Genomic DNA, 13,064 nt, shown 5'->3' with positions numbered 1-13,064 from the left:
AGCGAACCCCGTGGAGTGAGCATGACAACAACAATTTCCCCCGACTCGCGCTGGACGCGGCGGCGCGACGAGAAGCAGCGGCGCCTCGACAAGGTGCGCGGGCTGGCCGACGGTGCGGTGTTGCCCACCGACAGGATCGTCGCGGCGCTTGAGGCGCTGATCCTGCCCGGCGACCGTGTGGTGCTGGAGGGCAACAACCAGAAGCAGGCGGATTTTCTTTCCCGTGCTTTGGCCAAGGCCGATCCCGAGAAGCTCCACGACCTGCACATGATCATGCCCAGTGTCGGTCGCTCCGAGCATCTGGACCTGTTCGAACGCGGCATCGCCCGCAAGCTCGATTTCTCCTTTGCCGGCACCCAGAGCCTGCGCATCAGCCAGTTGCTTGAAGACGGCCTGCTGGAAGTCGGCGCGATCCACACCTACATCGAACTCTACGCCCGGCTGGTGGTGGACCTGATCCCCAACGTCGTGCTTTCGGCCGGGTTCATGGCCGACCGTGCCGGCAACATCTACACCGGCCCGAGCACCGAAGACACCCCGGCGCTGATCGAACCGGCGGCGTTCAGCGATGGCATCGTCATTGTCCAGGTCAATCAACTGGTGGACGACGTCAGCGAACTGCCTCGCGTGGACATTCCTGCGTCGTGGGTGGATTTCGTGGTGGTGGCGGACAAGCCGTTCTACATCGAACCGCTGTTCACCCGCGACCCGCGCCACATCAAGCCTGTGCACGTGTTGATGGCGATGATGGCGATCCGTGGCATCTACGAAAAACACAACGTGCAGTCGCTGAACCACGGCATCGGTTTCAACACCGCCGCCATCGAACTGATCCTGCCGACCTACGGCGAATCCCTCGGCCTCAAGGGCAAGATCTGCCGCAACTGGACCCTCAACCCGCACCCAACTTTGATCCCGGCGATTGAAAGCGGTTGGGTCGAAAGCGTGCATTGCTTCGGCACCGAACTGGGCATGGAAAACTACATCGCCGCCCGTCCCGACGTGTTCTTCACCGGCCGCGATGGCTCGCTGCGTTCCAACCGGATGTTCTGCCAACTGGCCGGGCAATACGCGGTGGACCTGTTCATCGGCGCGACCCTGCAAGTCGATGGCGATGGACATTCTTCAACCGTTACCCGAGGCCGCCTCGCCGGTTTCGGTGGCGCGCCGAACATGGGCCACGACCCGCGCGGTCGTCGTCACGGCACCCCTGCGTGGCTCGACATGCGCCATGACGATTCGCAGCAGCCGATGCTCGAACGCGGCAAGAAACTCGTGGTGCAAATGGTCGAGACCTTCCAGGAGGGCGGCAAACCGACCTTCGTCGAAACCCTCGACGCGGTAGAGGTGGCGAAGAAAAGCGGCATGCCGCTGGCGCCGATCATGATCTATGGCGACGACGTCACCCACCTGCTGACCGAAGAAGGCATCGCCTACCTGTACAAGGCGCGTTCGCTGGAAGAGCGTCAGGCGATGATCGCTGCGGTGGCCGGCGTCACTGCCATCGGCCTGCGCCACAACCCGAAAGACACCGAACGCATGCGCCGCGAAGGGCTGATCGCCTTGCCCGAAGACCTCGGCATCCGTCGCACCGACGCCACCCGCGAATTGCTCGCGGCGAAGAGCGTGGCCGATCTGGTCGAGTGGTCCGGCGGCCTCTACAACCCGCCCGCCAAATTCAGGAGCTGGTAATGCACGCACTCAACCTGAAAGCGAAACCTGTTTCCTTGGCTGACCGGTTAGCGGATATGGCCGTGGACGCACTGATCGACGAAGCCGACCTGTCGCCGAAACCGGCGCTGGTCGACCGCCGTGGCAACGGTGCGCACACCGACCTGCACCTGGGCTTGATGCACGCCTCGGCGCTGGCGCTGTGGCCGGCGTTCAAGGAAATGGCTGAGGCCGCGCTTGAGTTCGGCGAGATCGGCTTGCTGCTGCGCGAAGCCATTGGCCGCATAGGAAGGAAGGCGAGCAAGCGATGCTCGCCACCACCCACGGCGTGAACACCCACCGCGGGGCGATCTGGGCCTTGGGCCTGCTGGTCACGGCCGCTGCGCTGGACACGAAATCCACCAGCGCTGGCGCCGTTGCTCTGCGCGCCGCACGTCTGGCGTTGCTCGATGACCGTTATGCGCCGCGCCCGCTGAGCCACGGCGCGCAAGTCGCCCAACGCTATGGCGCTCGCGGTGCCCGGGAAGAAGCGCAGCTCGGCTTCCCCTCCGTGGTGCAGCGCGGACTGCCGCAACTCAAATGCAGCCGCATCGCCGGCCATGGCGAACAGAACGCCCGGCTCGATGCCTTGCTGGCGATCATGACCGACCTCGCCGACACCTGCGTGCTGTACCGCGCCGGCGAATCGGGCCTGCACGCCATGCAGCACGGCGCCCGAGCGGTGCTCGACGCCGGTGGCAGTGCCAGCCTCACCGGTCGCCGCCGCCTGCACGAACTGGATCAACAACTCATCGCATTGAATGCCTCGCCCGGTGGCGCCGCCGACTTGCTCGCCGCCACGCTGCTGCTCGACCGGATCGAGCGCGACGGCATCCTTCAGGGAGCGTTTTGATGGAAACCTTATCCTTTGAATTCCCCGCCGGGCAGCCGCCACGGGGTCGGGCGCTGGTCGGTTGTGTCGGCTCGGGCGATCTGGAAGTGCTGATCGAACCGGGCCTGGCCGGCAAGCTGACGATCAATGTGCAGACCTCGGTCAACGGCGCGCAGCAGCGCTGGCAGCATCTGTTTGCACGGATGTTCGACGGCACCACGCCACCGGCGATGGCCATCGATATCCACGACTTCGGCGCGACCCCGGGCGTGGTGCGCCTGCGACTGGAACAAGGCTTCGAGGAGATCGGCCATGACTGACACCTCGGCACTTTTGCACAAACATTCGTTCGTCGAACTCGGCGCTCGTCAGCGGGCGAAAGCCTTGCTCGATGCCGGCACTTTCCGCGAACTGCTCGATCCGTTTCAGCGCGTGATGTCGCCATGGCTCGAACGCCAGGGCGTGGTGCCCCAGGCCGATGACGGCGTGGTGATCGCCAAGGGCTGCCTCGACGGTTTGCCGGTGGTGATCGCAGCGATCGAAGGCGCGTTTCAGGGCGGCAGCCTCGGTGAAGTCGGCGGCGCAAAAATCGCCGGCGCGCTGGAACTGGCCGCCGAGGACAACCGCAAAGGCATTCCGACCCGCGCCATTCTGCTGCTGGAAACCGGCGGCGTGCGCTTGCAGGAAGCCAACCTCGGACTGGCGGCGATTGCCGACATCCACGCAGCGATTGTCGATCTGCAGCAGTACCAACCGGTGGTCGGCGTGGTCGCCGGCAGCGTCGGTTGCTTTGGCGGGATGTCGATTGCCGCCGCGTTGTGCAGCTACTTGCTGGTGACTCAGGAAGCACGCCTCGGCCTGAACGGCCCGCAGGTGATCGAGCAGGAAGCCGGGATCGAGGAATACGACTCCCGCGACCGGCCGTTCATCTGGAGCCTGACCGGCGGCGAGCAACGTTTCGCCAGCGGTCTGGTGGACCGTTATGTCGCCGATGACGTGGCGCAGATTCGCCAGCAGGTCGGCGAGTTGTTGCAACAAGGCCTACCGGCGCAACCGCGCAGTCAGCGGGCCGAGTGGTTTCTGCAACGCCTGACAAGCCTGGACACTGACAAGCAAATCGAGCCTTCGGTGGTTCGCGATCTGTATCAAGGAGAGCGCTCATGAGCGGTTATTCCATGCGCGGTTTGAACTGGTTCAACGCCTTGAGCGCCGGGGCGAATGCTGTTGAGGGTTTGCCGCCATCGTTGAAGGTCGCCGACGGTGAGCTCGGGCGGTTTATTGCGGTGGTCGCTGATCCGCAAAACCGTTTCCCTCGCGCTCGCAACGGCGAAGTCGGATTGCTCGAAGGCTGGGGCCTGGCCAAGGCTGTGGATGATGCAATCACCGCCGATCGCGACAAAACGCAAAAACGCCCACTGATTGCCATCGTCGACGTACCGAGCCAGGCCTATGGCCGCCGCGAAGAAGCCCTCGGCATTCATCAAGCCTTGGCCGGCGCGGCGGACGCCTACGCCCGGGCTCGTCTGGCCGGGCATCCGGTGATTGCGCTGCTGGTGGGCAAGGCCATGTCCGGGGCGTTTCTGGCCCACGGTTATCAGGCCAACCGCTTGATCGCCCTGCGCGATCCGGGGGTGATGGTGCATGCGATGGGCAAAGCGTCGGCGGCGCGGGTGACCTTGCGCAGCGTCGAAGAACTGGAAGCCCTGGCGTCCAGCGTGCCGCCGATGGCCTATGACATCGACAGCTACGCCAGCCTCGGATTGCTCTGGGAAACCCTGTCGGTGCAACAGATCGAACAGCCGACAGCGGAGGATCTGGTGCGGGTCGGCGAATGCCTGAAGCAGGCCATCGGCGATATTGGTGCGACTGATTTGAGCAATCGTCTCGGCGCTAAAAATCGCGAAGCCTCCAGCCGCGTGCGTGAGCTGCTGAGGGCGCAGTGGTGAACCGCTTTCTCGCCCACGACCTGCTGTGGGGCATGACGCCTGAGCAGTTGCCGGCGGATGCGCCGCAGTGGGCGATTGACTCGCTGGCGACCGGGCAACCGGTGGTGGTGCGGCGGGCGCTGAGTGAAGACGGGTTCGTGGCGGTGGGCGTGCGCGGTCAGTTGCGCGAGCAGCGGCTGGCGGCGTTCATGTCTGTCGATTCGATTGCCTGTCGGGTCAGTCCCGAGGCGCTTTGTCATGTCGAGAGCGAACGTGATCTGCCGGTCATGCAGGCGCTCCGGCAACTGCGGCCGGTGCTCGATGATTGCGGTTGGATCTGGGGCGTCAGTGGCAGCGTCGGGTTTGAACTGGCGAGCGGTTTTGCGGCAATGCACGAGACCAGCGATCTCGATCTGATCCTGCGTACACCGCAACTCATCACCCGTAATCAGGCACGCAAACTGGTCGCGGTTTTCGATCAGGCGATCTGCCGGGTCGACCTGCAGTTGCAGACGCCGTTGGGTGCCGTCGCCCTGCGCGAATGGGCAGGGAATGCTTCGCGGGTGCTGCTGAAAAACGCCCATGAAGCCTGTCTGGTCAGCGACCCGTGGAACCCGCAGGAGCAGGCAGCGTGAGCAGCCTGCTGGTGTTTCCCGGCCAAGGCGCGCAGCAGCCCGGCATGCTCCAGCGTTTGCCTCGGGAAACGTTGATCGAGGCCAGCGATAGCCTCGGGGAAGATGTCTTGCGCCTGGATTCCAGCGAAGCGTTGCGCAGCACCCGGGCGGTTCAGCTCTGTCTGCTGATCGCCGGCGTCGCGGCCTCGCGGCAGTTGTTGCAGGACGGACTCACCGCCGATTACGTCGCCGGCCTGTCTATCGGTGCGTATCCGGCAGCAGTGGTTGCCGGCGCGTTGAGCTTCAGCGATGCGTTGCATCTGGTCAGTCTGCGGGGTGAGTTGATGCAGCAGGCTTATCCACAGGGCTTCGGCATGACCGCGATCACCGGTCTGCAATTATCCACCGTCGAAACGCTGCTGGCGCAGGTGCACGGCGCAGAAACGCCGGTTTACCTGGCCAACATCAATGCCGATAACCAGGTGGTGATTGCCGGTAGCGACAAGGCGATGCAAGCGGTCGCCGAGCTGGCCCGCAGTCGTGGCGCCGGGCTGGCAAAACGTCTGGCAGTCAGCGTGCCGTCGCACTGCCCGCTGCTGGATGAACCTGCGCAAACACTCGCCCAAGCGTTCGCCAAAGTGGAACTGAAAACACCAAAAATCGCTTACCTGAGCGGCAGTCGCGCCAGGCCTGTAACCAAGGTAGAAGCGCTGCGCGACGATCTCGCCTTCAACATGTGCCGAGTGGTGGACTGGCGCGGCACCGTGCAAAGCGCCTACGAGCGCGGCGTGCGACTACAGATCGAGCTGCCGCCCGGTGCGGTGCTGACCGGGCTGGCGCGCCGGGTGTTCGAACAGGGGACTGTCACTGCCTTCGACAGCGCCCGGCTCGACACCTTGCAGGCGCTGTTGCGTGAGGAGGAGGGCAGAAGAATCTAAATCACCGACTCAGGCTTCGAACAACAAAAACAACATTCGACGATGCACTTTGAGGACTACAACAATGATTATTTACGGTGTGGCGCTGCTGGCGATCTGTACGTTGGCAGGGGTGATCATGGGTGACCTGCTCGGCGTGTTGCTGGGGGTCAAATCCAACGTCGGCGGGGTCGGCATCGCCATGATTCTGTTGATCTGCGCGCGGTTGTGGATGCAAAAACGCGGCGGCATGACCAAGGATTGCGAGATGGGCGTCGGCTTCTGGGGCGCCATGTACATTCCGGTGGTGGTGGCGATGGCCGCGCAACAGAACGTCGTCACCGCACTGCACGGTGGCCCGGTGGCGGTGCTGGCGGCAATCGGTTCGGTGGTGGTCTGTGGTTGCACCATTGCCCTGATCAGCCGCACCCACAAGGGCGAGCCGTTGCCCGATGAACCAGCGGAAATCTCCCCGGTCGGCATACCGGTAGGAGGTCGCTGACATGTGGGATCTCATTGAAAAAGGTCTGGAACACAACGGTCTGATCACTGCGTTCGCCTTCGTCGGCGTGATCATGTGGGTCTCGGTGATTCTCTCCAAACGCCTGACGTTCGGGCGGATTCACGGCTCGGCGATTGCCATCGTCATTGGCCTGGTGCTGGCCTGGGTTGGCGGGACCATGACCGGTGGACAGAAAGGCCTGGCGGATCTGTCGCTGTTCTCCGGCATCGGCCTGATGGGCGGCGCGATGCTGCGGGATTTCGCCATCGTTGCTACCGCTTTCGAGGTGCAGGCGACCGAGGCGAAGAAGGCCGGGCTGATTGGCGTGATCGCGTTGCTGCTGGGCACGATCCTGCCGTTCATTGTCGGCGCGTGCATGGCTTACGCGTTCGGTTATCGCGATGCCGTGAGCATGACCACCATCGGCGCAGGCGCGGTGACTTACATCGTCGGCCCGGTGACCGGCGCAGCGATTGGCGCGACCTCGGATGTGATGGCGCTGTCGATTGCCACCGGGTTGATCAAGGCGATTCTGGTGATGGTCGGCACTCCGGTGGCGGCGCGCTGGATGGGCCTGGATAACCCGCGTTCGGCGATGGTGTTTGGCGGGCTGGCCGGGACCGTGAGTGGCGTGACGGCGGGGCTGGCGGCGACGGATCGGCGGTTGGTGCCTTATGGGGCGTTGACGGCTACCTTCCATACCGGGCTTGGCTGCCTGCTCGGGCCTTCGCTGCTGTTCTTCATCGTGCGCGGGATTGTGGGTTAAAGATCAAAAGCCCCCTCACCCTAGCCCTCTCCCGGAGGGAGAGGGGACTGACCGAGTTGTTTATGCGCTATACGTCGACCTGAGAGTCCTGAGTCGAACTCAGGTTTGAAAAGCCCCCGATAGGCTCCCTTCCCCTCGCCCCCTTGGGGGAGAGGGCTGGGGTGAGGGGGTAGGCTTTTGATCTGCTTTTAATCACACCGCCGACTGGCGATTCGCATACATCCGACACTCCGCCAGCAACGCCAGCAGATTCGGATCCCGTTCCTTGGCCTTCAAAAACACCACTCCAATGTGCTGCTGCAACCGGTACTTCTCCTGCAACGGAATCAGCTTCACCCGGTTCTCGTACACCGCCGCAATCCTCCCCGGCAGCAACGCATAACCCACCCCCGAGCTGACCATGCTCAGCAGGGTGAAGATGTCGTTGACCTGCATCGCCACCTTCGGCTCGAACCCCGCCTGCCTGAACACCCGGATGCCGTCCTGATGGGTGGCGAAGCCCTGGGTGAGGGTGATGAAGGTTTCGTCGCGCACCTCCGCCAGGTCCACTTCGCTGCGTTGGGCAAAGCGGGAATCGGCCGGGGTGGCGAGGAAGATGTCGTCGGAAAACAGCGGAATCTGCTCGCAGTCCGGATCGTTGACGCTGTCGTCCAGCGACACCAGGATCGCGTCGACTTCCATGTTTTTCAGCTTGTAGAGCAGGTCGATGTTCGAGCCGAGGATCAGGTCGATGTTGAGTTCGCTGCGGCGGATCTTCAGGCCCATGATCAGCTGCGGCACGGTCTTCACCGTCAGCGAATACAGTGAGCCGAGTTTGAAACGCTCGGCCGAAAACCCGGCGGCTTCGCGGGTCAGGCGTACGCTTTCGACCACGTCCTGAATCAGCTTCTGCGCCCGCTCTTCGAGTACATAGGCGCTCTCCAGCGGCGTCAGGTTGCGTCCTTCATGCTTGAACAGCGGGCAGCGCAAGGCGCTTTCCAGCGAATGGATCGCGCGGTGCACGCTGACGTTGCTGGTCTGCAATTCGGCGGCGGCGCGGGCGAGGTTGCCGGTGCGCATGAAGGCGAGGAACACCTCGAGTTTCTTCAGGGTCAATTCTTCGTCGATCAGCATGGCGCGGACTCTTCTTGGTATCGCTCGATTGTGCCCAAATATCAGGACAGGTGCAGGCCCGCGTTGAACGGAAACATTGCGCTTTTACGCTCAAGGCCCGAGCCTTGCGCGCTGCGGTAATGAAATCGAGGTGTGCGACACATGTATCACGGAGAAAAACTGAACGCCTGGACGCATTTGGTCGGGGCGGTAGCGGCGTTTGTCGGGGGCGTCTGGATGCTGGTGATTGCCAGCCTCGACGGCAGCCCGTGGAAGATCGTCAGCGTGGCGATTTACGCTTTCACCTTGCTGGTGCTCTACAGCGCATCCACCGTGTATCACAGCGTGCGCGGGCGCAAGAAAGCGATCATGAAGAAGGTCGATCACTTTTCGATCTACCTGCTGATCGCCGGCAGTTACACGCCGTTCTGTCTGGTGACCCTGCGCGGGCCGTGGGGCTGGACGCTGTTCGGGATTGTCTGGGGGCTGGCGCTGATCGGCATCCTGCAAGAGATCAAGCCGCGCTCCGAGGCGCGGATCCTGTCGATCGTGATCTACGCGGTGATGGGCTGGATCGTGCTGGTGGCGGTCAAGCCGCTGATCGACGCGCTGGGGACGGCGGGGTTTGCCTGGCTGGCGTCGGGCGGCGTGCTGTACACCGTGGGAATCATCTTCTTTGCCCTCGACCATCGCTTGCGGCATGCCCACGGGATCTGGCATCTGTTCGTGATTGCCGGGAGCCTGCTGCATTTTGTGGCGATTCTGTTTTACGTCCTTTAAGGGCGCATCAGTCGGTCGAGTTGTTCCCGGGCGCGCTGACTGAAGATCTCCAGCAAATCATTCAAGGTGTGGGGCGGAGGTTCGGTGGCGCGGGTCACGGCGTACAGCGTGATCGGCAGCGGCGGGGCGAGGGGGCGGATAGTGGTGGTGGCCGATGAGGCACCGAGCGCGGTGAACGGGTCGATTACCGCCACGCCAGCTCCGGATTCAACCATCGCCCGGGCCAGTGAGTACGTCTGCACGGCGATCCGCACCCGAGGCGGTGGCTCGACCGCTTCCAGATAACTGTCGAGGCGAGCCGCCAACGGGTCGGCACTGGACAGCCCGATCAGCGGCGCCCCGGCCAGAGCCATCAGCGGCAACGGTTGACCGGCGTCTTCCTCCGGCCAGTAATCTTTCGGCGCCAGCACCACCAGAACCCCCGAGGCCAATGCCTGCGCCTTCAGCCCCGGATGATCCGGCAACTGCAACGTCAGGGCCACGTCCACTTCGCGCATCAGCAGATTCTGCATCAGCTCGCGGCTGTGGGCGCTGGACAGTTCGCAGGCGATGTCCGGGAACTGCGCCGTCCATTGCCGGATCGCCGGCGGCAGCAACGACAGCGCCAGCGCCGGGGTCGCACCGACACGCAGACTGTGGCCGGGCTCGCGGCGCAGGCTCTGGGCCAGGCGCCGCACGCCTTGCAGGCTTTCCGTGACCTTGTCGACTTCGCGCTCCAGCTCCAGCGCTTCCGGGGTCGCCTGCAACTTGCCGCGCACCCGCAAAAACAAAGGGAAACCCAACTGCTGCTCGGCGTGCTGCAGCACCTTGGTCACCGCCGGTTGCGAGACGTGCAGCAACTGCGCGGCGGCGCTGACCGAGCCGGTCTGGCGGATGGCCTGGAAAATCTCGATATGACGAAGGCGCATGGCAAGTCCATAACCTTTGTTTATAGGTCTGGCATCTTTATTCATTGTTCGGCGCCTGTCACCTCACCCTAACCTCGGCCTCGTCTTCAAATAGAAATAAGGACGGACATGGCTCAGCGTGTGTGCATCATCGGCGGCGGTGTGATTGGCCTGGCAACGGCCTACGCGCTGGTGCGCGACGGCTTTGAGGTGACAGTGGTCGAGGCGCGGCAGTCGCTGGGCAGCGAAACCAGTTTTGCCAACGGCGGCCAGTTGTCCTACCGCTATGTGGCGCCGCTGGCCGATGCCGGCGTACCGTTGCAGGCCATCGGCTGGATGCTGCGCGGCGATTCACCGCTGAAACTTCGCCCGCGCCTGGACCCGGCGCAGTGGCGCTGGATGGCGTCGTTTCTTGCCGCGTGCCGCACCTCGGTCAACCGGGAAAACGCGGCGCATTTGTTGCGTCTGGCGCTGTTCAGCCAGAGCACGCTGAAACACTGGCGCGAGGACGACGGACTCGCCGGCTTCAACTGGCGGCGCAATGGCAAACTGGTGACCTTCCGCAATGCCGCCAGCTTCGATCATGCACGCCAAGGCCTGGCCGACCCGCAGCAACAGCAGGTATTGTCCGCCACCGAATGTGCGCAACTGGAACCGGCATTGACCAAGTCACCGTTCGTGGGCGCGATCTACACGCCGGATGAAGAAGTGGGCGACTGTCACGGTTTCTGCCAACAGTTGGCGGCGCGATTGAAGGCATCGGGCCGCTGCGCGTTTCGCCTCGGCCAGCCAGTCACCGGCATTCGCCACAGCCACGGCACCGTCACGGCCATTGAGCTAGGCGACGAAACTCTGCCGGTCGAGCAACTGGTGATCGCCGCCGGCCATCGCAGCCCGTTGCTGGCGCTGCCCGGCCTGCGCCTGCCGCTGTATCCGCTGAAGGGTTACAGCCTGACTGTGCCGATCGGCAACGAGCATCGGGCGCCGGACATGAGCATCACCGACTACGACCGCAAGATCGTCTACGCGCGCATCGGCGAACAGTTGCGCGTGGCGGCCATGGTCGACATCGTCGGTTTCGACCCGGCGGTGGACCCCGAGCGACTGGCACTGATCAAGCGCCAGGCCCGCGACACCTTTCCCGATGCCGGCCACTACGACGCCGCCGTTGAATGGGCCGGCATGCGCCCGGCCACCCCGACCGGCGTACCGCTATTGGGCGCCACGGCCTATCGCAATCTGTGGCTCAACCTCGGCCACGGCGCGCTCGGTTTCACCCTGGCCTGCGGTAGCGGGCAGTTGCTCAGCGAACTGATCGGTCAGCAGCGCACATCGATTGATCTGCACGGGTTCAATCCCCGTGCGGCGTGACGGTCTCTGCTAAAACACCCCACCCACAACGGAGAATAACAATGCAAAAAATCACGTTGCTCGGCTGCACACTGGCGCTGTTTATAGGCGCTCAGGCTCAGGCCAATGAATTGCCTCTGACCGGCGCGCTTGGCAAGATCGCCAGCGCCAACAGCATCACCCTGGGGTATCGCGATGCGTCGGTGCCGTTCTCGTATGTGGGCGATCACACCGGGCAGCCGATGGGGTATTCGGTGGAACTGGCGGGCAAGATCGTCGAGCGCATCAAGCAGCAACTGGCGCTGCCGGAGCTGAAGGTGAAGTACAACCTGGTGACGTCGCAGACGCGGATTCCGCTGGTGCAGAACGGCACGGTTGATCTTGAGTGCGGCTCCACCGGGGTGACGGCCGAGCGGCAGAAACAGGTCGCGTTCTCCTACGGTTTTATCTATGTCAAAGGGCAGTTGCTGACCGCCAAGGACAGCGGCATCCACGGTTTCGATGACCTGCGCGGCAAGAACGTGGTGACCACCGCCGGCACCACCAACGAGCGCTATCTGAAGAGCTACAACCTCGACCACAAATTGAACATGTTCGTGATCAGCGCCAAGGATCACGGCGAGGCATTCCAGATGCTGCAATCGGGGCGCGCGGCGGCGTTCTACATGGACGACGCATTGCTCTACGGTGAACGGGCCAAGGCGCGCGATCCGCACAACTGGGTCGTGGTGGGGGAGGAGCAATCGCGGGAAATCTACAGCTGCATGGTGCGCAAGGATGATCCGCAATTCCTCGCGCTGGTGAACGGCGCGCTGGCCGATCTGTACAGCTCGGGGGAGATCAACGGGATCTACCGCAAGTGGTTCGAACAGCCGATCCCGCCGAAGGGCTTGAACCTTGAGTTCCCGATGACCAGCGAACTCAAGGCAATCATCGCCAGACCGATCAGTGATCCGGTGCAGTGACGGCTTAGAAATCCCCCCACAGTTGCTGCGCCACCGCCAGCGCCACAACCGGCGCCGTCTCGGTACGCAGCACGCGTGGGCCGAGGCGGGCAGCGTGGAAGCCGTTGGCCTTGGCCTGCTCGACCTCGGCGTCGGACAAGCCGCCTTCGGGGCCGATCAGGAATGCCAGAGTCGCAGGTTTGGCGTGGCTGACCAAAGGCTCGGCCACCGGGTGCAGGACCAGTTTCAGTTCGGCCTTGGTCTGTTTCAGCCAGTCCGCCAGCAGCACCGGTGGATGAATCACCGGCACCCGCGAACGACCGCATTGCTCGCAAGCGCTGATCGCTACCTGGCGCCAGTGCAGCAGGCGTTTGTCGGCGCGTTCGTCCTTGAGGCGGACTTCGCAGCGTTCGCTGAAGATCGGGGTGATTTCATTCACGCCCAGTTCGGTGGCTTTCTGGATCGCCCAGTCCATCCGCTCGCCCCGGGACAGACCCTGGCCGAGATGGATGTGCAACGGCGATTCAACCTGACCGGCAAACTGCTCGTCGATCTGCACCACGACACGCTTCTTGCCGACTTCCACCAGCGCTCCGCGAAACTCGTGGCCGGAACCGTCGAACAACTGCACCGCATCGCCCTCGGCCATGCGCAGCACGCGGCTGATGTAATGCGCCTGGGCTTCCGGCAGTTCGTGTTCGCCGGTGCTCAGCGGGGCGTCGATAAAGAAGCGGGACAGTCTCAT

The 13,064-nt window shown here is 63.5% G+C and carries 14 protein-coding genes and 1 pseudogene; 12 read left to right on the top strand and 3 right to left on the bottom strand.

Going from position 1 to position 13,064, the window contains the following annotated elements:
• Positions 1 to 21 precede the first annotated feature (21 nt).
• The 9 genes and pseudogenes from mdcA to madM all read left to right on the top strand — a co-directional run bounded on the left by mdcA (position 22) and on the right by madM (position 7,266).
• The gene (gene mdcA, locus R1A29_RS26950) at positions 22 to 1,692 is read left to right on the top strand and encodes a malonate decarboxylase subunit alpha (RefSeq protein ID WP_085689631.1); all 1,671 of its coding nucleotides are present in this window, start codon (positions 22 to 24) and stop codon (positions 1,690 to 1,692) included.
• A pseudogene (locus R1A29_RS26945) lies at positions 1,692 to 2,563 on the top strand (triphosphoribosyl-dephospho-CoA synthase). Before mdcA ends, R1A29_RS26945 begins: the two are co-directional and overlap by 1 nt.
• On the top strand, positions 2,563 to 2,862 hold the full coding sequence (locus tag R1A29_RS26940) for a malonate decarboxylase subunit delta (protein ID WP_003229075.1): 300 nt from the start codon (positions 2,563 to 2,565) through the stop codon (positions 2,860 to 2,862). The pseudogene R1A29_RS26945 and the gene R1A29_RS26940 overlap by 1 nt, the downstream one beginning before the upstream one ends.
• The gene (locus tag R1A29_RS26935; protein WP_438300039.1) at positions 2,855 to 3,706 is read left to right on the top strand and encodes a biotin-independent malonate decarboxylase subunit beta; all 852 of its coding nucleotides are present in this window, start codon (positions 2,855 to 2,857) and stop codon (positions 3,704 to 3,706) included. The genes R1A29_RS26940 and R1A29_RS26935 overlap by 8 nt, the downstream gene beginning before the upstream one ends.
• Positions 3,703 to 4,488 carry a biotin-independent malonate decarboxylase subunit gamma gene (gene mdcE, locus R1A29_RS26930; protein WP_438300038.1) on the top strand — a complete coding sequence of 262 codons (786 nt, stop codon included), beginning with the start codon at positions 3,703 to 3,705 and terminating at the stop codon, positions 4,486 to 4,488. The genes R1A29_RS26935 and mdcE overlap by 4 nt, the downstream gene beginning before the upstream one ends.
• Complete coding sequence (locus tag R1A29_RS26925) at positions 4,482 to 5,102, top strand: malonate decarboxylase holo-ACP synthase (RefSeq protein WP_438300037.1); 621 nt, start codon at positions 4,482 to 4,484, stop codon at positions 5,100 to 5,102. Before mdcE ends, R1A29_RS26925 begins: the two co-directional genes overlap by 7 nt.
• Positions 5,099 to 6,019 carry a malonate decarboxylase subunit epsilon gene (gene mdcH, locus R1A29_RS26920; RefSeq protein WP_438300036.1) on the top strand — a complete coding sequence of 307 codons (921 nt, stop codon included), beginning with the start codon at positions 5,099 to 5,101 and terminating at the stop codon, positions 6,017 to 6,019. Before R1A29_RS26925 ends, mdcH begins: the two co-directional genes overlap by 4 nt.
• Before the next feature lie 64 nt (positions 6,020 to 6,083).
• Positions 6,084 to 6,500, top strand: coding sequence for a malonate transporter subunit MadL (madL, locus tag R1A29_RS26915; protein WP_438300035.1), 417 nt, complete (start codon positions 6,084 to 6,086; stop codon positions 6,498 to 6,500).
• A 1-nt stretch (position 6,501) separates the two neighbouring features.
• Positions 6,502 to 7,266: a malonate transporter subunit MadM gene (gene madM / locus R1A29_RS26910; protein ID WP_085709095.1), complete on the top strand. Its 765-nt coding sequence runs from the start codon at positions 6,502 to 6,504 to the stop codon at positions 7,264 to 7,266.
• 192 nt (positions 7,267 to 7,458) lie between these two features.
• On the opposite strand, the gene R1A29_RS26905 is transcribed toward madM, so the two are convergent.
• A complete protein-coding gene (locus tag R1A29_RS26905; protein ID WP_249483497.1) occupies positions 7,459 to 8,379 on the bottom strand; it encodes a LysR family transcriptional regulator in 921 nt (306 codons plus the stop codon).
• A gap of 141 nt (positions 8,380 to 8,520) precedes the next feature.
• Here R1A29_RS26905 and trhA point away from each other — a divergent pair, with 141 nt between their 5' ends.
• Positions 8,521 to 9,138 (top strand): PAQR family membrane homeostasis protein TrhA, encoded by a 618-nt coding sequence (gene trhA / locus R1A29_RS26900; RefSeq protein ID WP_114886061.1) that lies wholly within the window; start codon positions 8,521 to 8,523, stop codon positions 9,136 to 9,138.
• On the opposite strand, the gene R1A29_RS26895 is transcribed toward trhA, so the two are convergent.
• Positions 9,135 to 10,046: a LysR family transcriptional regulator gene (locus R1A29_RS26895; protein ID WP_438300034.1), complete on the bottom strand. Its 912-nt coding sequence runs from the start codon at positions 10,044 to 10,046 to the stop codon at positions 9,135 to 9,137. The genes trhA and R1A29_RS26895 overlap by 4 nt on opposite strands.
• Positions 10,047 to 10,154: 108 nt before the next feature.
• Between R1A29_RS26895 and R1A29_RS26890 the strand changes: the two genes are divergently transcribed.
• Both R1A29_RS26890 and R1A29_RS26885 read left to right on the top strand, forming a co-directional pair.
• Positions 10,155 to 11,396: a D-amino acid dehydrogenase gene (locus R1A29_RS26890; RefSeq protein ID WP_438300033.1), complete on the top strand. Its 1,242-nt coding sequence runs from the start codon at positions 10,155 to 10,157 to the stop codon at positions 11,394 to 11,396.
• Positions 11,397 to 11,437: 41 nt separating this feature from the next.
• Entirely contained in the window at positions 11,438 to 12,340 is a 903-nt protein-coding gene (locus R1A29_RS26885) for a transporter substrate-binding domain-containing protein (RefSeq protein WP_438300032.1), read from the top strand.
• A gap of 4 nt (positions 12,341 to 12,344) precedes the next feature.
• Here the strand turns inward: R1A29_RS26885 and R1A29_RS26880 are convergent, their stop codons facing one another.
• Entirely contained in the window at positions 12,345 to 13,064 is a 720-nt protein-coding gene (locus R1A29_RS26880) for a 16S rRNA (uracil(1498)-N(3))-methyltransferase (RefSeq protein WP_438300031.1), read from the bottom strand.

This window comes from Pseudomonas sp. NMS19W (assembly GCF_051554255.1).
Lineage (GTDB): Bacteria > Pseudomonadota > Gammaproteobacteria > Pseudomonadales > Pseudomonadaceae > Aquipseudomonas > Aquipseudomonas kribbensis.
Note: the sequence above shows the minus strand (reverse complement) of the source record. Positions and strands in the feature narration are given on the sequence as shown.